18 protein-coding genes are annotated in these 19,905 nt (G+C 71.4%); 11 read left to right on the top strand and 7 right to left on the bottom strand.

The window, feature by feature from the left end; all coding sequences use genetic code 11:
• Positions 1-9 precede the first annotated feature (9 nt).
• The 6 genes from ABGB08_RS24705 to ABGB08_RS24680 all read left to right on the top strand — a co-directional run bounded on the left by ABGB08_RS24705 (position 10) and on the right by ABGB08_RS24680 (position 5,118).
• Positions 10-471: an SRPBCC family protein gene (locus ABGB08_RS24705; protein WP_347594146.1), complete on the top strand. Its 462-nt coding sequence runs from the start codon at positions 10-12 to the stop codon at positions 469-471.
• A 61-nt stretch (positions 472-532) separates the two neighbouring features.
• On the top strand, positions 533-1,681 hold the full coding sequence (locus ABGB08_RS24700) for an ArsA family ATPase (RefSeq protein ID WP_347594143.1): 1,149 nt from the start codon (positions 533-535) through the stop codon (positions 1,679-1,681).
• Complete coding sequence (locus ABGB08_RS24695) at positions 1,678-2,091, top strand: DUF5304 family protein (RefSeq protein WP_347594141.1); 414 nt, start codon at positions 1,678-1,680, stop codon at positions 2,089-2,091. The genes ABGB08_RS24700 and ABGB08_RS24695 overlap by 4 nt, the downstream gene beginning before the upstream one ends.
• An 18-nt stretch (positions 2,092-2,109) precedes the next feature.
• Positions 2,110-3,054 carry an ROK family glucokinase gene (locus ABGB08_RS24690; RefSeq protein ID WP_347594139.1) on the top strand — a complete coding sequence of 315 codons (945 nt, stop codon included), beginning with the start codon at positions 2,110-2,112 and terminating at the stop codon, positions 3,052-3,054.
• Between the two features lie 139 nt (positions 3,055-3,193).
• Positions 3,194-3,889 (top strand): endonuclease/exonuclease/phosphatase family protein, encoded by a 696-nt coding sequence (locus tag ABGB08_RS24685; protein ID WP_347594137.1) that lies wholly within the window; start codon positions 3,194-3,196, stop codon positions 3,887-3,889.
• A gap of 98 nt (positions 3,890-3,987) precedes the next feature.
• Complete coding sequence (locus tag ABGB08_RS24680; RefSeq protein WP_347594135.1) at positions 3,988-5,118, top strand: hypothetical protein; 1,131 nt, start codon at positions 3,988-3,990, stop codon at positions 5,116-5,118.
• Here ABGB08_RS24680 and ABGB08_RS24675 read toward each other — a convergent pair.
• Together ABGB08_RS24675 and ABGB08_RS24670 are read right to left on the bottom strand one after the other, a co-directional pair.
• Positions 5,115-5,576: a hypothetical protein gene (locus ABGB08_RS24675; RefSeq protein ID WP_347594133.1), complete on the bottom strand. Its 462-nt coding sequence runs from the start codon at positions 5,574-5,576 to the stop codon at positions 5,115-5,117. The genes ABGB08_RS24680 and ABGB08_RS24675 overlap by 4 nt on opposite strands.
• A 12-nt stretch (positions 5,577-5,588) precedes the next feature.
• On the bottom strand, positions 5,589-6,353 hold the full coding sequence (locus ABGB08_RS24670) for an alpha/beta fold hydrolase (protein WP_347594131.1): 765 nt from the start codon (positions 6,351-6,353) through the stop codon (positions 5,589-5,591).
• Between the two features lie 124 nt (positions 6,354-6,477).
• Between ABGB08_RS24670 and ABGB08_RS24665 the strand changes: the two genes are divergently transcribed.
• A complete protein-coding gene (locus tag ABGB08_RS24665) occupies positions 6,478-7,179 on the top strand; it encodes a lysophospholipid acyltransferase family protein (protein ID WP_155346920.1) in 702 nt (233 codons plus the stop codon).
• 150 nt (positions 7,180-7,329) lie between these two features.
• On the opposite strand, the gene ABGB08_RS24660 is transcribed toward ABGB08_RS24665, so the two are convergent.
• Together ABGB08_RS24660 and ABGB08_RS24655 are read right to left on the bottom strand one after the other, a co-directional pair.
• On the bottom strand, positions 7,330-9,819 hold the full coding sequence (locus tag ABGB08_RS24660; RefSeq protein ID WP_347594128.1) for a VIT domain-containing protein: 2,490 nt from the start codon (positions 9,817-9,819) through the stop codon (positions 7,330-7,332).
• Positions 9,816-10,427, bottom strand: coding sequence for a MerR family transcriptional regulator (locus ABGB08_RS24655; RefSeq protein ID WP_347594126.1), 612 nt, complete (start codon positions 10,425-10,427; stop codon positions 9,816-9,818). Before ABGB08_RS24655 ends, ABGB08_RS24660 begins: the two co-directional genes overlap by 4 nt.
• Positions 10,428-10,620: 193 nt before the next feature.
• Between ABGB08_RS24655 and ABGB08_RS24650 the strand changes: the two genes are divergently transcribed.
• Positions 10,621-11,088 (top strand): DNA starvation/stationary phase protection protein, encoded by a 468-nt coding sequence (locus ABGB08_RS24650; protein WP_155355804.1) that lies wholly within the window; start codon positions 10,621-10,623, stop codon positions 11,086-11,088.
• Here the strand turns inward: ABGB08_RS24650 and ABGB08_RS24645 are convergent.
• A complete protein-coding gene (locus tag ABGB08_RS24645; RefSeq protein WP_347594124.1) occupies positions 11,085-13,979 on the bottom strand; it encodes a P-loop NTPase fold protein in 2,895 nt (964 codons plus the stop codon). The two genes, ABGB08_RS24650 and ABGB08_RS24645, sit on opposite strands and share 4 nt — an antisense overlap.
• 177 nt (positions 13,980-14,156) lie before the next feature.
• On the opposite strand from ABGB08_RS24645, the gene ABGB08_RS24640 reads away from it, so the two are divergent.
• Positions 14,157-15,338 (top strand): alkaline phosphatase PhoX, encoded by a 1,182-nt coding sequence (locus ABGB08_RS24640; protein ID WP_347594122.1) that lies wholly within the window; start codon positions 14,157-14,159, stop codon positions 15,336-15,338.
• Positions 15,339-15,376: 38 nt separating this feature from the next.
• Here ABGB08_RS24640 and ABGB08_RS24635 read toward each other — a convergent pair whose 3' ends face one another.
• Positions 15,377-16,270 (bottom strand): helix-turn-helix domain-containing GNAT family N-acetyltransferase, encoded by an 894-nt coding sequence (locus ABGB08_RS24635; protein WP_347594120.1) that lies wholly within the window; start codon positions 16,268-16,270, stop codon positions 15,377-15,379.
• Between the two features lie 103 nt (positions 16,271-16,373).
• On the opposite strand from ABGB08_RS24635, the gene ABGB08_RS24630 reads away from it, so the two are divergent.
• Positions 16,374-17,321 (top strand): beta-propeller fold lactonase family protein, encoded by a 948-nt coding sequence (locus tag ABGB08_RS24630; RefSeq protein WP_347594118.1) that lies wholly within the window; start codon positions 16,374-16,376, stop codon positions 17,319-17,321.
• On the opposite strand, the gene ABGB08_RS24625 is transcribed toward ABGB08_RS24630, so the two are convergent.
• Positions 17,304-18,737 (bottom strand): glycerol kinase, encoded by a 1,434-nt coding sequence (locus ABGB08_RS24625; protein ID WP_347594116.1) that lies wholly within the window; start codon positions 18,735-18,737, stop codon positions 17,304-17,306. The genes ABGB08_RS24630 and ABGB08_RS24625 overlap by 18 nt on opposite strands.
• A 106-nt stretch (positions 18,738-18,843) precedes the next feature.
• Here ABGB08_RS24625 and ABGB08_RS24620 point away from each other — a divergent pair, with 106 nt between their 5' ends.
• The gene (locus ABGB08_RS24620; protein WP_347594113.1) at positions 18,844-19,869 is read left to right on the top strand and encodes an ATP-dependent 6-phosphofructokinase; all 1,026 of its coding nucleotides are present in this window, start codon (positions 18,844-18,846) and stop codon (positions 19,867-19,869) included.
• Positions 19,870-19,905 lie beyond the last annotated feature (36 nt).

Genomic DNA, 19,905 nt, shown 5'->3' with positions numbered 1-19,905 from the left:
GGTTAGCCCATGGCTGATCGCACCACGTCGAGCATCACGATCGGCGCAGACCCGTCGACGATCATGACCGTGATCGCCGACTTCGCGGCATACCCCCAATGGGCCGGCCAGGTGAAGTCGGCGCAGGTCCTGAGCGACGACGCGGAGGGCCGGCCGCGGACCGTCAGGTTCGTCCTGGACGCGGGCGTGATCAGCGATGAGTACACGCTGGCCTACGACTGGGACGACGCCGCCGTCAGCTGGCACATCGTCGACAGCGGCCGGATGGTGTCCGGCCTTACCGGCAGCTACCGCCTGGCCGAGCGGGGCGGCGGCACCGAAGTCACCTACGAGCTGGCGGTGGACCTCAAGGTGCCGATGATCGGCATGATCAAGCGCAAGGCCGAGAAAGTCATCATCGACACCGCCCTGAAGGGGCTGAAGAAACGCGTCGAGAGTGAAGGTAATTCAGAAGAAGCCCGGCGCCGTTGAAGCGAGTCACCTGCCTGGGGCGAAGCGATCGACGGGCGAGCTTTTGAATTACCTTCAGAGCATGAGAGTCCTGCTCTTCACGGGGAAGGGCGGCGTCGGCAAGACCACCGCCGCCGCGGCCACGGCGACGCTCGCCGCCAGGCGCGGCCTCAAGACGCTGGTCGTGTCCACCGACACCGCGCACTCCCTGGCCGACGCGCTGGCCGTGCCGCCCTCCGGCGAACCGGTCGAAGCCGCGCCCGGCCTCTACCTGCAGCAGGTCGACACCCAGCGCTCGCTCGAACGGCACTGGGGCGAGCTGCAGGACTACGCCAGGTCAGCCTTCCACGAGCTCGGCCTGGACGAGATCACCTCCGAGGAGGTGACCGTGCTGCCCGGCGCCGAGGAGATCATCGCGCTGCTGGAACTGCGCGAGCAGGCCCGCACCGGCCGGTGGGACGTGATCGTCGTGGACTGCGCGCCGACCGCCGAGACGCTCCGCCTGCTGGCCCTGCCGGAGGCGCTGGACTGGCACGTCAGCCGCCTGCTGCCGATCGGGCGGCGGCTGCTGAAGGCGCTCGGCCCCCTCGTCCGGCACGTCGCCAAGGTCAGCGCGCCCGAGGAGAGCGTGCTCTCGGCCGGGGAACGCCTGCACCGCGGCCTGATGGCCGTCCGCGAACTCCTCACCGGCGACAACGCCTCCGTCCGCCTGGTGCTCACCCCCGAGGCCGTCGTCGTCGCCGAGGCCCGCCGCACCCTCACCTCCCTCAGCCTGTACGGCTACCGCGTGGACGCCGTCATCGCCAACCGCGTCTTCCCCGCCGGCGGCGCCGACGAATGGCGCGCCCGCTGGGTCGAAGCCCAGACCAAACAGCTGGCCGACGTGCACGCCTCGTTCGCGCCGCTGCCCATCCTGACCGTGCCGTACCTGCCCGCGGAACCGGTCGGCGTCGACGCGCTGGCCGAGGTCGGCGACGCCCTGTACGGCGAGCACGACCCCTTCGCCGCCCCCACCGGCGAACCCCCGATGCGCATCAGCGCCGACGAACTCACCCTCTGGCTCCCTCTCGCCGACAAATCCGACATCGATCTGGCCCGCAAGGGCGACGAGCTCATCGTCACCGCGGGCTCCTACCGCCGGGTCATCGCGCTCCCGGCCGCCCTCGCCCGCCGGACGGTCGCCTCGGCGGCGCTCCAGGACGGCCACCTCCGGGTAACGTTCGAGATATGACGGAAAGCAATGATCGGCCGGATCCGCTCGGTTCCGCCGCTGAAGAGGCGATGAAGTTTCTCGACTCGCTGCAGCAGCGGGTTGGCCGGGAGCTCGGTAAAGGGTTCGTCAAGGGCGCCGGGAGCGGGATCGGCAACGCGTTCGGCAGCGGCACGAGCCGCGGCAGGCAGCAGGATGTGTGGGGGGAGGCGGTTTCCGGGCATGATCACGAGGAGTACATCTGCCGGGCCTGCCCGGTCTGCCGGGTGATCGCCGCGCGCAAGGAGTCGGGCGGCGACGTCGCCGACCACCTGATCGCGGCGGGTGGCGAGCTCCTCGCCGCCTTCCGGCAGGCGGTCGACTCCCTGCAGCGCCCGGCCACGTCCCGGCGGCACGATGACTCGCGGGTAGAGCACATCGATCTGGGCTGAGACCGGAAGAGGGACGGCATGACGCTGACCATCGGCATCGACATCGGCGGAACGAAGGTCGCGGCCGGGGTGGTGGACGACGACGGGAAGATCGTCGAAAGCCTGCTCCGGCCCACCCCCGCCGACAATCCCGAGCTGGTGGCGGGCGTCGTGGCGGAGGCGATCAAAGAGCTGGCCTCCCGGCACGAGGTCGAGGCGGTGGGCGTCGGCGCGGCCGGGTTCGTGGACGAGACCCGGTCGGTCGTCCGGTTCGCCCCCAACCTGGCCTGGCGCGAGGAGCCGCTGCAGAAGAAGGTCGCCGATCTGGTCGGGCTGCCGGTGGTGGTGGAGAACGACGCCAACGCGACCGCCTGGGGCGAATACCGCTTCGGGGCCGGGCGCGGCGAGACGCACCTCGTGTGCGTCACGGTCGGGACCGGCATCGGCGGCGGCGTCGTGGTCGGCGGCGCGCTGTATCGCGGCCGCTGGGGGATGGGCGCCGAACTCGGCCACATCCAGAGCGTGCCCGACGGCAAACGCTGCGGCTGCGGCAACCTCGGCTGCTGGGAGCAGTACGCGAGCGGCAACGCCCTGGTCGCCGAGGCCCGCCGCCTGGCCGCCACCGACCCGGGCCGCGCGTCCGTCCTGCTGGAGATCGCCGGTGGCACGCCCGAGCGGATCGAGGGCCGCGAGGTCACCGAGGCGGCCCGGGCGGGCGACCCGGTCGCACTCGAAGCCTACGCCTGGCTGGCCGGGTGGATCGGCCAGGGCCTCGCGGACCTGGCGGCGGTGCTGGATCCCGGCTGCTTCATCATGGGCGGCGGCGTCTCCGCGGCGGCCGACCTGTGGCTGGACGGCGTGAAGGAGTCCTTCGCCGAACGCCTGACCGGCCGGGGGCATCGCCCGCTCGCCGACATCAGGACCGCCGAGCTCGGGCCTTCCGCGGGGTTGGTGGGTGCGGCCGACCTGGCCCGCATGCCGTGAGCGCGGGTTAGCTCGCAGCGCCAAGTGGTGAGGCCGCCGAGCGGCGCCCGCATGCTGTGAGCGCGGGTTGGCTTGCCGCGCCAACGTGGTGACCGCCGGGCGGCGCCCGCGGGCTCTGAGCGCGGGTTAGCGTGGACTGGTGATCAGGGTCGCGTCTTACAACGTGCGCGCGCTGCGCGACGATCAGAGGGCGCTGGCCCGGGTCATCTCCGTTCTCCGCTCCGACGTGCTGTGCGTTCAGGAGGTCCCGCCCTTCTACCTGTGGCGGCGGCGGCGCGCCCTGCCCCGGGTCACCGGAATGCGGCTGGCGGCGGGCGGCCGTACCAGCGGCGTGGCCGTCCTGGTCGGCCCCCGCGCCCGCGTCGCCCACGTCGAGCACCACCGGCTGCGGTGGTTCTTCGGGCTGGAATGGCGAGCGATGGCCATCGCCATCGTGGAGGTGGAGGGAACCCGCCTGGCCGTCGGCTCGGTCCACCTGGATCTCCACTCGGGCGCCCGGATGTGGCACATCACCGAGGTGGCCGCCCGGATCCAGGCCGCCGCCGCCGAACACGACGCCTTCCCCGTCCTGGCGGGCGACTTCAACGAGCAGCCCACCGAACCGGCCTGGCGATACCTGTCCCGCCGTTTCACCGACGGCTACGCGGTGGCCCCACGCGGCGACGGCTTCACTTACCACGCGGGCAAACCCGACAAACGCATCGACGCCATCTTCGCCGGTCCCGGCCTGACCGTGCACGCCTGCGGCGACGCCGACGAGATCCCCGCCTTCGAGGACCTGCGCGCGGCCACCGACCACCGGCCGGTAGCGGCGGAGATCTCACGATCCGCTTGACCTCGCGTGAGGATTCGGGCGGAGCGAACTGTCGCTTTTCGGGGGCGGAAATGGCGTCTCTCGCCCCCGGACGGGCGGTCGGCCCGTACGATTCCCCTATGACCCGCTGCCTGACTCGGCGCGTGGTGCCGTTGTGTGGGCTTCTCACCGGGCTTCTGGCCGGGCAACTACCTCACGTCACAGCGGTCGCGCACGCTCAGCCGTCTCCCACCCGCCCCAGGGCGGTCGCCGACGAGATCGTGCGGCAGGCCACGTCCGCGCGCCTGGGCAACGGGAGCTCGCTCTCCGACGTGGCCGCGCTGTCCGAAACCGACGTGTGGGCGGTCGGGCAGGAGGGCATCTGGGACGTCTGGCAGAACCGGGGTGTGGTGACCCGGTGGGACGGGCGGGCCTGGACCGAGGTGGGGGCCCGGGGCGATGTCACCGGCGTCGGGCCGTTGCGGTCGATCAGCGCGGTGTCGGCCACCGAGTTGTGGGTGGTCGGGGACGGGCACGACGGGGTGCCGTACATCGGGAAAGGCGGGCGTGGCGGGTTCGATCGGGTGATCGTGCCGCCGGTGCGGGGCGGGGACTGGCTGCGGGCGGTGGCGGCGCAGCCGGGACGGGTGGTCACGGTCGGGAGCCGGGGCGGGCGCAGCTTGATCGCGACCGGCGCGGGCAGCTGGACCGCCACGATCGGGCCCGCGGGCGCGTTGCACGGGGTGGCGCTGTCCGGCAAGGACGGCTGGGCGGTGGGCGACACCGGGTCGCGGCCGTTGGTGATGCGGCTGACCGGGAACGGGTGGAAGTCCGTGTCCGTGCCCGCGATCAAGGGCGGGTATCTCCGGGACGTCTACCTGCAGAGCGCCAAGCGGGCGGTCGCGGTCGGCGGGGTCTTCCACGGCGACGAGGGCATCGAGCCGCTGATCCTGCGCTGGGACGGCAAACGCTGGACCAAGGACGAGCTCCCGATCGCCGAGGCCGAGCTCTACGGCGTGACCGGCGACGGCGAGGGCGGCTTCTGGGCCTCCGGACACGACCCGGCCCGCCCGGACGAGGCGTTCCTGTTCAAGTACACCGGCCGCCGCTGGGAACCGCTGCGCGGCGAGCCCGCCACCAGCCAGCGCACGGTCCGGCTCCAGGCCGTGACCCGGATCGGCGACCTGACCATGGCCGTCGGCCACGTCCTGGACAAAGCCAACCGCTACGGCGACCTGGTCGAAACCTTCGGTCCGGTCGCGGAACGTTAGACGACGGCGCCGTCGTCCCAGCCGGAGTCGTTCGGCGGGCCGTCCCCCATCCGGACCACCAGCGCCACGAACCCGCCGATGAAGGCCGCGACCGCGGTGAACACGATCCACGGATCCATCGGCCAGCTCAGCAGCGCCGCCAGCAGCAGGTAGGCGGGGCCGCCGAACAGCGCCAGCCAGGACGCCTTCGTGAGCGCGTCCGTCTTGGGCAGCGGCGGGGGCGGCGGCGGGATGAAGTGGTCGTTGTCGTCATCGGGCTGAGCTTCCGTCGCGGTGTCCTCCGCGTCGTCCGCCTCCACCGCGCCGGTGGGTTCGCCGCCCACCTCCACGGTCGCCGGACTCGCCGGCACGTTCTCCCGATCCGGCCATGGCTGATCGGCCGAGCCGTTGTCGGGTGTGTCGTTATAAGAGGCGACGATCTGACGCCAGACCTCGTCCTCATCACTCTGTGGCGTCACATCGATCCCAGGTCAAGAGTCCTTCGTCAAGGGTACAGACGCGTAACGGCGGATGAAGTCGAGGCTCCCCGAGAAGATGGCCGGAGCGTCGTTGTCCAGGGTCGCGACGTGATAGCTGTCCACGCAATCCCGGACCTCCAGATTGTCCCCCATACGCGTCCGGAGGAACTCCACGTTAGCCGGTTTCAGCACATGGTCCTGCGTGCTCCGGTAGACCAGCACCGGCTGGCCGATCCGGTCCAGCTCGGACTGGACCAGTTTCCAGAGCCGCGGCAGCGTGGCGGCGGCGCGCACGGGCGTGCGGTCGTACGCGAGTTCGACGCTGCCCGGCTTCTTGATGTCGCCGCCGAGCCCGGGCACCGACGGCAGCACCCACTTGAGCACGGGGGCCAGCAGCAGCGCCGGCGAGTCGTTCACCACGGACGGGTTGACGATCACCAGCCCGCGGATCGCGGGGCCGTGCACCTCGGCCAGGCGCAGGGCCATGCAGCCGCCCATGGACAGGCCCATCACGAAGACCTCGGCGCAGGTCGCCTTCAGTTCGGCGAAGGCGCGGTCGAGCTCGGCGTACCAGTCCTCCCAGCGGGTGCGGTTCAGCTCCTGCCAGGTGGTGCCGTGCCCGGGCAGCCGGGGCAGCGAGACGGTGATCCCGGCCTCGGCCAGGAACTCCCCCCAGGGCCGCAGCGACTGCGGCGTCCCGGTGAAACCATGGCAGAGCAGCACACCGATCTGACCGCCTTCGTGGTGGTACGGCTCAGCGCCCGGCAGTAGCGGCATGTCTCCTCCAAAATCGGAAAGATTGCCTAACTAGGCCGAATAGTCGCACGTTACGCCTCAGTCGTGCGAGAGGGTCAGCCGTGCGAAGATGACTCCACTGAAAACAACCGAAGGAGGGCCCCGAGTGTTCTACTGGGTGGTGAAGGCCATCCTCTGGCCGTTCCTCCATTTCGTGTTCCGTCCGTGGGCGGAAGGGGTGGAGAACGTGCCGAAGGAGGGGCCCGTCATCCTGGCCGGGAACCACCTGTCGTTCGCCGACCACTTCTTCGGGGCGCTCTTCCTGCCGCGCAAGGTCATCTCGCTCGGCAAGTCTGACTATTTTACCGGTAGCGGCATAAAAGGCCTGGTCAGCCGGGCGTTCTTCTCGGGCGTCGGCACCGTTCCGATCGACCGTTCCGGCGGGAAGGCCAGCGAGGCCGCGCTCCGCACCGGCCTGCGCGTCCTCGGCGAGGGCAGCGTGCTGGGCATCTACCCGGAGGGCACCCGCTCGCCCGACGGCCGCCTCTACAAGGGCAAGACGGGCGTCGCCCGCCTCGCCCTGGAGTCGCGCGCCCCCGTCATCCCCTGGGCCATGATCAACACTTTCGAGATGATGCCGCCGGGCCGCCCGATCCCCAAGTTCGGCATCCGCCCGGGCGTCAAATACGGCAAGCCCCTCGACTTCTCCCGCTACTACGGCATGGAGAACGACTTCCTGGTCCTGCGCGCGGTCACCGACGAGATCATGTACGCGCTGATGGAGCTCTCCGGCCAGGAATATGTCGATAAATACGCCGCCAGCGCCAAGATCGAAATGATCCGCGCGGCCCGCGAAGTCCACGGCTAGAACCGCAGAGCCCGCAACCGGCCGCCGGGCGGCGGTCGGTGCGGTATTTCGTGCGCGGGATGCCCTGCGTTCGCCCCCGTCGCCAGGGGTCAGGGCCTGGCCACATGGCCTTCCCCGGAACCCCTGGCGCGGCATGGTCATGATCGCAGTCTACGTGCGCTTCCAGAACGGGCGGCGGGCGCGGGTCGAATCCGGCGGCGCGGGAGCGTCGGCCGCGCCTCCGGTGAGGCGGCCGAGCAGATCGACCGCGCGCTGCCAGAGCCGGGCCAGGTCGGCGTCGGCACGCTCGGCCCCTTCCAGCTCGGCGGCCAGCGACGCCAGGTCGGCGTGGCCGCCCGCCATCTGGTCGATCACCCGCAGGCGGCTGGCCAGGTCGGACAGGTAGCGCCGGCGCTCCTGATCCGGCCGCCCGGCCGCCGCGCGCAGCCGGACCAGCTCCTCGGTGAGCAGGGCGCGCACGCTGTCCAGGCTGGGCTGCCGCTCCCGGCCCGGGTGGGGCCGCATCGGTCCCGGGCGGGGCCCGGGCGCCACGCTCCGTCCGCCGGCCCGGGGTCCCACGCCCCGACCGGGGGACGGGATCGGCGGCGCGTCGGGCGGCTGGGCGAACGGCTGGGACGGCGTGTCCGGGGCGGGCGTGCGCCGCATCATGTACGGAGCGGGTGGCGGCGGAGGCGCCGGCGCGCCCGGCGCCGCCCCGCCGAAGGTCTCGTCCATGGCGAAGGAGGCCTTCTCCATCCGGATCGGCGCGGCGGCCGCGACGGCGGACATGTTCATCGGCATCTCCCAGCCGCTGGGCTGCTCGACCGGCTGGATCACGTGGTGCCGCGGCTTGCCGTCGGCGACCACCCGCGAGTCGACCGCGACGAACGAGGTGAACCGGCACAGCACGCCGAACCGCAGCGAGGTCGCCACGATCCGGGCCTCCAGCTCCCGCTCGCCGATCGTGTACCGATCCTCCAGGCGGCGCAGCTCGGCCCGCGCCCAGACCGCCCGCGCGGCGGGCGCGTCGGCCCCGCGGCCCTCGACCGTACGCTCCCACGGCTCGCCGTCGGCCGTTCCCCGTACGGCGATCGCCGGGCTCTCCCCACGACCCCGGAACCGCCCCGAGACGACCAGCGGAACCCCCGGGAAGAGGGAGCCCACATGGGTGAGCGTGTCCTCGACCAGATCGAGGTCCGCGGCGCTCAGCGTGAGGTCGGTGACCAGCGGGGAGCCGATGCGGCGGTGGATGTGCTCCATCGCCTCGTCCAGCCGGTCCTCCGACTCGACCAGCTCGCACCGGCCGGAGCCGAGCATGGCCAGCCGCCCGAGGAACCCGGCGTTGACCGCCCGGTCGATGCCGACGGCGTGGATCCGGATCCCCGAGTCGCCGGTGATCTTCGCGCCGACCCGTTCGACGATCTCGTCCTCGTTGCCGACCTGCCCGTCGGTCACCAGGACCATGACCCGGTCCCTGTTCGGGTCCCTGTCTGTGTCGCCGAGCAGCCGGAGCGCCTCTTCCATCGGCGCGAGGATCTCGGTCCCGCCGCGCGCGTCCAGCCGCGACAGGTGCTCGACCGCCCGGTAACGGTTCCGGTCGCTCGCCGCCACCAGGCCGCCGGTGAACGCCCGGTTGACGTCGTGGTCGAAGGCGAGCACGGCCAGCCGGTCGTGCGCGGTCAGCGTGTCCACGATCCGGGCGGCGGCGCGTCGGGCGGCGACCATCTTCCAGCCGGTCATGCTGCCGGAACGGTCGAGCAGCAGCACCACGTCCCGAGGAGCCGGTGTGGCGGCCGCGTCGGCCGGGGGAGTCAGGGTGAGCGTGAAGGTGCCCTCCTGGCCCTCGTCGTCCGGGGTCAGCGCCAGCGACGTGGACGCGTCGAAGGCCAGGCGCAGGATGAAGTCCCGGTCCAGGCGCTCGCCCGGCCGGAGCTCGACGGTGATCGTCTCCCCGGTCGTGGTGTCCAGGGTGTGCAGGCTGGAGCGGATCTCGCGCAGGTCCAGACCGGCCGGGTCGACGGTGGTGGCCAGCGACAGCCGTACGGGATTGGGGAAGCCCGGGAGCAGGACCGGCGGGGTGATGCGGGACGCGTCGGGGACGGCGTCGGTGTCGGCGGCCACGCCGCCGCCGGACTGGGCGCCCTCCAGGGGCACGCCCGGGATGTAGCGGGGGGCGACCACCAGCGGGAAGCGGAATTCGGCCGCGCCGTCCTCGTAGGGCAGCGGCTGGCTGAGCGTCAGCCGGACGGTGACCCGCTCGCCGGGCACGATGTTGCCGACCCGGATGGTGAACACATCCGGCCGATCCTCCTCGGCGATCGCCGCCCGCTGACCCCGCGCCAGCGCGCGGTCGTAGTCGGCCCTGGCCTCGCCACGCTCCTTGAGCAGCCCTTCGACCACCCGGTCGTCGGCCTCCAGGGTGAACTTGGTGACCGCGGCGCGGGGCGGGAGAGGGAACACGTAGGTGGCCTCGAGCGAGACGTCGTAGGGATTGCGGAAGCCCTGCGCCACCTCCACGCCCGCGGTCAGGCCGCTGAGGTGCGCGGTCACCGCCACGCTCTCCAGCGGCAGGTTGCCCTTCTCGGTCTCCAGGGCGCCGAACCCGGAGTCGGGCACCGGCGCGTACTCCTCCGGCCGCAGCGGAGTGATGGGAACGGTCATGACGGTGTCCCTTCCGATTTCATGGTGATCAGGCCGAGTTCGCTCAGCGCCGCCAGCAAGGGCTGGGCCGCCGCCGCCAGCGCGACCAGGTCCGCGTCCGACGGTGCCCGGTCGGCGGCGTCCAGCACCAGAGCCACTCCTGGGGCGATCCGCACGCCGTGAACGCGCGCGGTGGGCGGTGGGTCGGCCGGTGGTGTCAGGGCCGAACGCTCACCGGTGGCGGCCCAGAAGCGGGCGCGTGCGGGCTCGGGGGCGGAATGTTCGGGCTCAGAGGAGGAATTTTCGGGTTCGTCTGGGTATGGGGAGATGAGGGCGATGTTCTGGAGGGCCGAGTCGGGGGCTCCGGCCAGCTCGATCTGGATGTCCGCGATCGAGCGACCGGCGGCCTGGCGGCGCTTGATCGCGACGAGTTGCAGCAGGTGACGCGGCCCGTACAGAGCGACTCGGCCGCGCCGGGCCAGGGGCGGGTCGAGGAGGCCGATCGTCGCGTACCACCGGATGAGGCGCTCGTTCGGGATGTCCCTGACCCGCCCGTTGACGCGCGCGTCGGAACCGAGCGCGCCGGCCGCGCGCTCGGCCAGCTCGCCGATGGTCCAGGTCTCGCTCATGGTTCAACAGTGACACTGTCACGATGACAGTGTCAACTACGGAACAGGGTCGGCCCTTTTCGGGTTGACCGATATAGGTCAGTGAGGATTATTCAAAAGGTCGCCCTCGCGACGTCCCAGCAGGTCGGCGCGACTCGTCGAACCGCGCCGGGCTCCTTTTGAATAACCCTCAATCTCGATGGAAGGACCAAGCATGGCTCCAATTACCAGCCTTCTGACCGCCGAGAACAAGAAGATCACCGGGGAGGCGCTGCAGGGCGCCCTGCTCGACCTCCTCGACTTGTCGCTCGTGGGCAAGCAGGCGCACTGGAACCTGACCGGGCGCTTCTTCCGCTCGATCCACCTGCAGCTCGACGACATCGTCAAGATGGCCAGGAAGACGGCCGACCTCGTCGCCGAGCGGGCCGTCGCCATCGGCGTCAGCCCGGACGGGCGCGCCACCACGATCGCCAACGACAGCCAGGTGCCGCACCTGGACGCGGGGCCGATCGAGGACGGCAAGGTCATCGCCGCGATGACCGACATCCTGGAGTCGATCATCCGGCGGATGCGGAAGCGGATCGACGCCACCGAGCGGCCCGACCCGGTCACCCAGGATCTCCTCATCGGTCTCACCCGGGACCTGGAGAAGCACCACTGGATGATCCAGGCCCAGCGTTAGAGCAGGCGCCTGGCCAGATCGGCGACCGGAGGGCCGGAGGCGAGCAGCGCCCTGAGGGGCGCGCTCGCCTCCGCCGGCACTCCGACCAGCTGGGCGGTTTCCACCCAGTCATCCGCACGCGCGGCCTGTTCGAGCAGGCCGAGCGTGGTCTCGTTCCGCACCGGGCAGTCCCGGGTCAGCAGGGACAGCAGCTGCGGCCAGCGCACGGTGAGCGCCGAGAGCTTGGCCACCTCGGCGTCGCTCGCCGGGCGCTCCCCGGCCAGGCGCTGGCGGTAGGTGACGAACGAGTAGAAGCGGAACACGTTGACGTAGCGCTTGAGTTCGCGCGGGTTGCTCGCCGACAGGGCGGGCAGCGCCACCTCGATCGCGCGGTAGGCGTTCTCGTCGCTGTACAGGTCGTCGAAGACCCGGTCGGCGGCGGCGCGCGTCTCCCGCCACAGCCCGCCCAGCGTCCCCGCGGTCTCGGCGGGCGCGCCGACGACGTGCTGGGTGGCCCTGGCGATCGAGTCGAGGGTGTCGGCCTGGGGCCGCCGGGCGCGGATCGCGTGCTCGAGCCGGGCCACCAGCTCCTGGTCGAGGTTCTGCGGCTGCTGCTGCGGCACCCGCATTTCGGGCATGCGTCGCGTGTCCGAAATTCCCATCAAAGCTCGGACATATGCCGGTAGGCGGGTGTCGTCGGCCAGGAGCGGGACCGACAGCGGCAGCTGCACGATCTTCTCCAGGAACCGCCAGCCGATGCCCTGGCGGAGGCTCTCCGGCATCGACTCCGTGAGGTCGCGGTAGGCCAGCTCGACGTGGGCGGCCACCACCTCGGGCTCCATGGCCAGCACGAAGACGCAGTCGGGGAACTCCCCGGCCAGGAACAGGTTGATCGCCTCGATCACCTGGGCCACGGTGCCGGACGAGCACCGGTCCAGGTCGTCCACGAACACCACCAGCGGGCGTTCCTCCGTCGCCACCAGGCCGAGCACGTGCCGCATGTCGGTCTGGACCAGGTGCAGGAAGCCGGTCCTGGCGCTGTAGCCGGGCTCGGCGAGCAGGTCGCCGGTCTCCGGTGGGGGCGCGAACAGGTCGGGCGGGTGGACCAGGGTGGTGAAGGCGGTATCGGCGGATTCGGTGAAGAAACGCGCGAGCCGTACCCAGCCGGTGGCCACCGCGGCCAGGGCGCCCGCCGAGGAGATCGCGGCGGCGGTGCCCTCCAGGGCCGGGAGCAGCGGCGTGGCCAGCTGGGAGGCGCCCGCCAGCAGCAGCGCCATGGCCAGGCCGAGCGCGGTGGGCACCAGGCGCAGCGCCGCCAGCCGGTAGGCCCGGCGCCTGACCACCTCTCGGTCGATCCTGGCCAGGTTGAGGCGCAGCCAGAAGCGTTCCCGCTCGGCCCGGGGCAGCCGCGCGGTGACCTGGGTGATGATCTCGTGCGCGAGACCGGCCCACACCTGCTCGCCGTTCTGGTACATCCACGGGTTGAACCACACGGTCGGCCGCCACCCGCTTGCCCCGGCCGCCGCCTCGGACAACGGCTCCGGCGGTCGTTTCGCCCAGTTCCGGACTTCGGCATTGGTCACCCGGTCGGGGCCGGGCCACAGCCGCCCCGCCAGCTTGAGCAGCCGCGACGGTGGCCGGGCCGACAGGGCCCGGGGCAGCTGGATCGGCCCCGGGTTCCCGGTTGCGGCCCCCGGGTCCAGATCGTTCTGGATCATCCGCATCAGCGAGGTCTTGCCCGTGCCCCACGGCCCTTTGATGCCGATCGTCAGCGGCGGCCTGGTCTCCGGATGGCGGACGAAGGCGGCGATCGCCTCCGCGTACACCCGATGCCCGAGGCCGTCGTCGATGGTCCAGCGGTCGGGGGTGAGCCGGGCCCGGGGCTGCACGGTCCGGTGTCCGGCCCGCCACCGGCGCAGCACCCCGGGCACCTCGTCGAGCTCGGCCGCCGTGAGCCGGGCCCGCCCGGCCTCCGCCACGCTCGGATGCACGAAGGGCATGCCCGTGCCGAGCAGCCGCCACTCGGCCAGCTCGGCCCGCGCCTCTGGGCGGCCGGTCAGCAGCCCGGCCACCTCCGGCGTCAGCTCCTCGTCGTCGGCCAGCAGCGAGCCGCGCCGCAGCAGCGCCTGGGCGTCCGCGCCCAGATACTCGTCGTACACCATGCCGACCAGCCGCTCCGCGGACGTGGGCTGGCCGCCCACCCGGTCGCGGGCGGGCGCGAGCTCGGGCGGGATGCCGGAGCCGGGGGCGGGCGGGGTGAGCGCGACCGGGATCTCCAGGCCCTCGGCCGAGGTGAGCAGGCGCGGCTGGAACTCGGCGTCCTCGCCGAACACGGCCAGCGCGTGCGCCAGCAGGTCGCCGACCGAGATCACTCCATCCCGGTCCAGGTCGGTCGCGCCGTCGAGCAGGCCGGTGGCCACCACCTCGGTCAGCGAGAGGCCGCCGGGCCGCACCTCCGCGCCGATGGCCAGGCCCGTGGTGAGGGCGGCGGCGGCCACGCCCGGCGGGGTGAGCAGCGTGCTGACCGTGGGCTCGTCGGCGGCGGCGCCGCCGATCCAGCCGAAGTCGACCACCATCAGCAGCGCCGAGGCCGCCGAGTCCCCGGCCCTGGCGCCGAAGCCGCGGATCAGCGTGGTGAAGTCGCTGCCGCTCCACAGCGCCGTGCGCGGCCAGCGCACCAGCAGCAGGTCGCCGGGCGCGCCCTCGTCCAGGAAGGTGCTCAGCCGCTGGTGGTCCCGGCTGTCCAGGCTCTGCGGCGCGTCCACCTCGAACCCGCAGCCGCGCAGCGCGCTCACCAGCCGCCGCGCCGGTTCCGGGGCACGCCGGCCGGGCTCGTCGGGGTCGAGGAAGACCAGCGCCTTCCGCCTGGTGATGGTGGGCGAGCTGGTTCTGTCGGTGATGGCGCTGGTCATCTCGGCGCTCCGCGGTAAGGCATGGCGACGATCACTGTAAGGGCCGTTCACCAGGGGGGAGGCCACGGTTTGCGCAAAGTTTGGGTGCGAGAACCGTGCGGATTCCCCGGGCGTTCATGCGCGTTCGATCGACTGGCGAGACCCGTCGCGCGTAGCGTGCCGTAGTGGGAGGAGATTATGTTGCGCCGCACGTTCGTCCGCTCGGGGGCCCTGGCCGCGCTCACCGGCTCACTCTGGCGGTCCGCCTGCGCGGCGCCCGCCCCCGCCGCCACGCCTTCGGCCGTCCCGTCGCCCACTCCCACGGCGGCGGCCCGCGCCGGTGGTGCCGTACGCGGCAAGGGACCCTACGGCGCGCTGGCCAAACCCGACAAGAACGCCATCGCCCTGGCGGAAGGGTTCACCAGCCGCGTGGTCGGCCGTTCCGGGCAGCGCGTCGGCGGCCTGACCTGGCATCCCGCCCCCGACGGCGGGGCCTGCTTCGCCGACGGCGACGGGTGGATCTACGTCTCCAACTCCGAGGTCCCCGTGGTCGGCGGCGTCTCCGCGCTCCGCTTCGGGCCGGACGGCACGATCAAGACGGGCTACCGCATCCTGTCCGGCACCGACCGCAACTGCGCCGGGGGCGCGACCCCCTGGAACACCTGGCTGTCCTGCGAGGAGACCGTCCGCGGGCGCGTCTTCGAATGCGACCCGTACGGCTACCGCGCCGCCGCCCCCCGCCTCGCCATGGGCCGCTTCAAGCACGAGGCCGCCGCCTGCGACCCCGACCGCGAGGTCGTCTACCTGACCGAGGACGAGCCGGACGGTTGCTTCTACCGGTTCCGCCCGCAGGACTGGGGCGATCTGACCACCGGCGTCCTGGAGGTCATGGTCGGCGACGGCCCGGGGCCGGTCCGGTGGCGGCGGATCCCCAACCCGTCCGCGTCGTACGAACCCACCCGCGACCAGGTCGAGAACGCGATCCGCTTCAACGGCGGCGAAGGCTGCTACTACTCGGGCGGCTTCTGCTACTTCACCACCAAAGGCGACAACCGCGTCTGGGCCTACGACGCCGCCGCCCGCGAGCTCTCCATCCTCTACGACGCCAACGCCCCCCTCAAGGGCGTCGACAACGTGTACGTCTCCCGCTCCGGCGACCTGTTCGTGGCCGAGGACGGCGGCAACATGGAGATCAACATCATCACCGCCGACGGCGAGGTCGCCCCGTTCCTCCGCCTGGTCGGCCACGGCAGATCCGAGATAACCGGCCTGGCCTTCGCCCCCGACGGCGACCGCCTCTACTTCTCCTCCCAGCGCGGCACCACCGGCTCCAACCGCTCCGGCGTCACCTACGAGGTCACCGGTCCGTTCCGCACCTGAGCCGCCCGGACCACTCCTTCCATCCGTGAAGATGGGAATTAGAGCGGGCGCTCCCAGAACTGCTCCATGAAACCTTCACCGGGCTCATCGGCCGTGAGTTTGAAGCCCGCTGATTCGTAGATCCTTCTGGCGGAGGTGAGGGGGTCGCGGGTCCAGAGCATGATGGTCTGGTAGCCGGCGTCGCGGGCGAAGCGCAGGCATTCCTCGACCAGGCGGGAGCCGATGCCCAGGCCGCGGGCCGAGGGTTCGACCAGGAGCAGGCGGAGCTGGGCGGTGGTGGCGTCCTTGCGCACGCAGAAGACGCAGCCCGCGCGATGGCCGTCGACTTCGACGATCCAGCCGGATTGGCCTGGGTCGGACTGGTTGTCCAGGAAGTCCGCGCAGATGCGGGCGACGAGGGCCTCGAAGTCGGGACCCCAGCCATATTCCCGGGCGTAGACGGCGCCGTGGCGGGAGACTACCCAGCCAAGGTCGCCGGGCCGCGGAGGTCTGATGACGTAGGGGGCTTTGTCGGATTTCTCGCCCAGGATCTCGCGGATCGTGCTCATGCTGGCCACCAGACGGGCCCGGTCGCGCTCGGGGAGGGCGTCAAGCAGGGCTCCGACCTCGGCGTCGGAACGTTCGTCCAGGTGGGCGTAGGTGTCGCGGCCCTGGGCGGTGAGGGTGACCACCTGGCGGCGGGCGTCGGCCGCCGACCGTTCGCGCCGGACCAGGTCGTCGCCTTCGAGCCGGGCCAGCACCCGGCTGAGGTAGCCGCCGTCCAGTCCCAGTAAGCGCTTGATCTCGCCCACCTCGACGTCTCCGGCGGACCGGTTGAGCTCGAACAGCACTCGCGCCTCGGTGAGCGAGTAGGGCGAGTCGTGCATTCCAGATCGGAGCATTCCGATCACCGCCGTGTAGAAGCGGTTGAAGGCCCGGACCTCGGCGATCATATCCATTGCTCTCCTCAACGAATCCGTTGACTTAGGCAACAATAGCCTGGATTGCCCCGGTGGGCTAATGTGCGGGCCTGTCGGCTGAAACAAGGAGCTCTGCGTGGGTGTGTATGTCGGTGGCTATGAGTCGAAGGTCTCCGTGGTGGACGGCGAGCTCGCCGTCGTCGGGGGGATCCCGGTGACCGCTCCCTCGTTCCTGGCCGCGCATCCGAAACTTCCCCTGCTGTACGTGGTGAGCGAGATCGACGACGGCCGGATCTCCGTCGTCCAGGGCTTCGAGACCATCGAATCGCGGTCCAGCGGCGGCGCCTCCCCCTGCCACGCCGCCGTCGACCCCGCGGGAGCCTGGCTGGCCGTGTCCAACTACATGGACGGCGTGCTCAGCCTGCACCGCCTCGACGCCGAGGGCCGCTTCGACGGCCCCGCCCTGGAGTTCCCGCACCACGGCTCCGGCCCCGACCTGGACCGGCAGCTCGGCCCGCACGCCCACCAGGCCGTCTTCGACCCCGACAACATCCTGCACGTCAGCGACCTGGGCACCGACGAGATCCGGCGCTACCAGGTGGACGACGAGGTCGAGGTGCTGCCGCCGGTGCGGCTCACCCCCGGCTCGGGACCCCGGCACATGGACTGCCGGGACGACCGGTGGTATCTCGTGGGGGAGCTGGACGGGGTGGTCAGGGCGTACGACACGGACTGGAAGGAACTCGCGCGGACCCCCGCGACCCGGACCGACCTCCAGAACCATCCCTCGCATCTCCAACTGCACGGCGAGCATCTCTACGTCGGCAACCGGGGACCGAACACGATCTCCGTGTTCGATCCGGAGACCCTGGAACTGGTCGCCGAGGTGCCGAGCGGAGGGACCTGGCCGCGGCACTTCGCGTTCGCCGACGGGAGGCTCACCGAAAAGAAGCTCTACGTCGCCAACCAGCACTCTGGCGAAGTGGCCGAGTTCCGGCTGGCCGGCGGCGTGCCCGAGCCGACCGGCGCGGTGATCGCCCTCGGGTCGCCGAGTTGTGTGGTGGGGTCAGGCCCAGCCGCGTGAGCGGTCCACGGCGCGCCGCCAGCGGGCGTAGGCCGTGCCGTCGTCGGCGCCGGGGTCGAAGCGCCGGTCCAGGTGCCAGGTCTTGCGGAGCTCCTCGGGGGAGGACCAGACGCCGACCCCGAGCCCGGCCAGGAAGGCCGCGCCGAGCGCGGTCGTCTCCTGGATGACCGGGCGTTCGACCGGGATGCCCAGCTGGTCGGCCTGCAGCTGCATGAGCAGATCGTTCGCGCTGGCCCCGCCGTCGGCCTTCATGACCCTGACGTCCATGGTCGCCACGATGTCGCGCACCTCGAACGCGATCGCCTCCAAGGTGGCGCGGACCAGATGCGCCTTCGTCGTCCCCCGGGTCAGGCCGAAGATCGTGCCGCGCGCTTCAGGATCCCAGTGCGGCGCGCCGAGGCCGGTCAGCGCGGGCACGAAGACCACCCCGCCCGAATCCGGCACCGACCTCGCCACGGCCTCCGATTCGGCCGCCGTGTCCAGGATGCCGAGCCCGTCCCTGAGCCACTGGATCGCCGAACCGGTGACGAAGATCGAACCCTCCAGGGCGTACGTCCGGTTGCCGGAAGGGTCCTCCCAGGCGACCGTCGTGAGCAGCCCCGCGTCCGACCTGACCACCTGGTCGCCGGTGTTGACCAGGATGAAGGAGCCCGTGCCGTAGGTGCACTTCACGTCGCCCGGGGTGAAGCACGTCTGCCCGAACAGGGCCGCCTGCTGGTCGCCCGCCAGCCCGCTGATCGGCAGGTCGAGCCCCAGGAACGAATCCGGATCGGTCCGGCCGATCTCCCCGTAGTTGGGGACCAGTTCCGGCAGCGCGTCCATCGGCACCCCGAACAGCTCGCACAGCTCCGGCGACCAGGCGCCCGCGACGATGTCGTACAGCAGGGTCCTGGACGCGTTGGACGGATCGGTCACATGCCGCGCGCCGCCCGTGAGCCGGGCGATCAGGTAGGAATCCACCGTCCCGATCGCCGGATCCCCTTCGACCGGATCGTTCTCCGCCAGCCACGTGAGCTTGGTCCCGGTGAAGTAAGGGTCGAGCCGCAACCCCGTGAGTTCCGTCACACGAGGCTCGTGCCCGGCCTCCCGCAGCCGCGCGCAGATCGCCGAAGATCGCCGGTCCTGCCACACGATCGCCCGCCGCGGCGCGGCCAGCGAGCGCCGGTCCCAAAGCACCGCCGTCTCCCGCTGGTTGGTGATTCCGACGCACCGGGGCGGGGTACTTGCCTGGTCAAGCGCGGTACGGCAGGCTGCCAGCGTCGCCTGCCAGATCTCCTCGGGGGCGTGTTCCACCCACCCGGGTTCCGGGAAGTGCTGAGCGAACTCCGCGTACCCGCGGCCGTCGATTCGCCCATCCTCGGTCACCACGAGGGCGGTGACCCCGGTCGTGCCAGCGTCTATCGCCAAAACACCCACGGAGCCTCACTTTTTGGTCTAGACCATTGTTGTCACCAGGAGGCAGAATGCCTCCCGTCAGCGTCCCGACTAGTCTGGCCGCGTTATCCATATGGAGGAACCCGACATGCGTATTGGAGTGCTCACCGGTGGTGGGGACTGTCCCGGCCTGAACGCGGTGATCCGCGCGGTGGTGCGGAAGGGGGCCGGCGTCTACGGTCACGAGTTCGTCGGATTCCGGGACGGCTGGAGAGGTCCCCTGGAAGGCGAGACGATGACGCTGGACGTCCAGGCGGTGCGTGGCATCCTGCCGCGCGGTGGCACGATCCTGGGATCGTCGCGGACCAACCCGATCAAGATCGAGGGTGGCGTCGAGCGGATCAAGGAAAACCTTGAGACCCACGGAGTGGACGCGCTGATCGCCATCGGAGGTGAGGACACGCTCGGCGTCGCCAAGCAGCTCTTCGACCGGGGCGTGAAGGTCGTCGGCGTGCCCAAGACGATCGACAACGACCTGAACGCGACCGACTACACCTTCGGTTTCGACACGGCCGTCAACATCGCGATGGAGGCCATCGACCGCCTGCACACCACCGCCGAGTCCCACCACCGCGCGCTGATCTGCGAGGTCATGGGCCGGCACGCGGGCTGGATCGCGCTGCACGCCGGCATGGCCGCCGGGGCGAACGTGATCCTCATCCCGGAGAAGCCGTTCGACATCGACAAGGTCTGCGAGTACGTGGAGTCCCGCTTCAAGACCCGCTACTCGCCGATCATCGTGGTGGCCGAGGGCGCGCACCCGATCGAGGGGCAGATGGCGGTCCAGACCGGCGACCTCGACGCGTTCGGGCACGTCCGGCTGGGCGGCGTCGGCGAGCGGCTGGCCCAGGAGATCGAGCGCCGGACCGGCAAGGAGGCCAGGACCACCGTGCTCGGCCACATCCAGCGCGGCGGCACCCCCACCGCGTACGACCGGGTGCTGGCCACCCGCTTCGGCCTGGCCGCGATCACCGCCGTGCACGACGGCGACTACGGCAAGATGGTCGGCCTGCAGGGCACCGAGATCGTCCGGGTGGGCCTGGACGCCGCGACGGCCGAGCTCAAGACGGTTCCGCCGCACCGCTACGAGGAGGCCGAGGTCTTCTTCGGCTAGATCGAACACACGGCTCGCGCCCGGTTGGCGGGCGCG

Origin of the sequence: Acrocarpospora sp. B8E8 (genome assembly GCF_039871605.1) — a bacterium.
GTDB classification, from domain to species: Bacteria; Actinomycetota; Actinomycetes; order Streptosporangiales; family Streptosporangiaceae; genus Acrocarpospora; species Acrocarpospora macrocephala.
This window is presented reverse-complemented; position numbering and strand designations above follow the sequence as displayed.

Bases quoted from the DNA above. Each gene is read 5' to 3' on its own strand.
- ABGB08_RS24705 (WP_347594146.1), top strand. From the start codon at position 10: ATGGCTGATCGCACCACGTCGAGCATCACGATCGGCGCAGACCCGTCG.
- ABGB08_RS24700 (WP_347594143.1), top strand. From the start codon at position 533: ATGAGAGTCCTGCTCTTCACGGGGAAGGGCGGCGTCGGCAAGACCACC.
- ABGB08_RS24695 (WP_347594141.1), top strand. From the start codon at position 1,678: ATGACGGAAAGCAATGATCGGCCGGATCCGCTCGGTTCCGCCGCTGAA.
- ABGB08_RS24690 (WP_347594139.1), top strand. From the start codon at position 2,110: ATGACGCTGACCATCGGCATCGACATCGGCGGAACGAAGGTCGCGGCC.
- ABGB08_RS24680 (WP_347594135.1), top strand. From the start codon at position 3,988: ATGACCCGCTGCCTGACTCGGCGCGTGGTGCCGTTGTGTGGGCTTCTC.
- ABGB08_RS24670 (WP_347594131.1), bottom strand. From the start codon at position 6,353: ATGCCGCTACTGCCGGGCGCTGAGCCGTACCACCACGAAGGCGGTCAG.
- ABGB08_RS24660 (WP_347594128.1), bottom strand. From the start codon at position 9,819: ATGACCGTTCCCATCACTCCGCTGCGGCCGGAGGAGTACGCGCCGGTG.
- ABGB08_RS24655 (WP_347594126.1), bottom strand. From the start codon at position 10,427: ATGAGCGAGACCTGGACCATCGGCGAGCTGGCCGAGCGCGCGGCCGGC.
- ABGB08_RS24650 (WP_155355804.1), top strand. From the start codon at position 10,621: ATGGCTCCAATTACCAGCCTTCTGACCGCCGAGAACAAGAAGATCACC.
- ABGB08_RS24645 (WP_347594124.1), bottom strand. From the start codon at position 13,979: ATGACCAGCGCCATCACCGACAGAACCAGCTCGCCCACCATCACCAGG.
- ABGB08_RS24640 (WP_347594122.1), top strand. From the start codon at position 14,157: ATGTTGCGCCGCACGTTCGTCCGCTCGGGGGCCCTGGCCGCGCTCACC.
- ABGB08_RS24635 (WP_347594120.1), bottom strand. From the start codon at position 16,270: ATGATCGCCGAGGTCCGGGCCTTCAACCGCTTCTACACGGCGGTGATC.
- ABGB08_RS24620 (WP_347594113.1), top strand. From the start codon at position 18,844: ATGCGTATTGGAGTGCTCACCGGTGGTGGGGACTGTCCCGGCCTGAAC.